The sequence below is a fragment of the Corynebacterium sp. UMB8791 genome, assembly GCF_054166365.1.
Genome location: NZ_JBSZCG010000092.1, coordinates 1 through 306, shown reverse-complemented (window position 1 = coordinate 306; position 306 = coordinate 1). Strand labels below are relative to the sequence as shown.

Genomic DNA, 306 nt, shown 5'->3' with positions numbered 1-306 from the left:
ACCCAATGCTGCCGGGTATCGTGGCGGACCTGAAAGCCAAAGGTCTGGCAGTAGAAAGTGAAGGCGCGACCGTTGTATTCCTTGATGAGTTCAAAAACAAGGAAGGCGAACCGATGGGCGTGATCATTCAGAAGAAAGATGGTGGCTATCTCTACACCACCACTGATATCGCCTGTGCGAAATATCGTTATGAAACACTGCATGCCGATCGCGTGCTGTATTACATCGACTCCCGTCAGCATCAACACCTGATGCAGGCGTGGGCTATCGTCCGTAAAGCAGGCTATGTACCGGAATCCGTACCGC

General features: G+C 52.0%; 1 protein-coding gene. It reads left to right on the top strand.

What is annotated here, in order from left to right; translation table 11 throughout:
• Nucleotides 1-306: arginine--tRNA ligase domain-containing protein (argS, locus tag ACXIUA_RS02425; RefSeq protein ID WP_457976016.1), on the top strand; the 306-nt coding region annotated here is incomplete at both ends.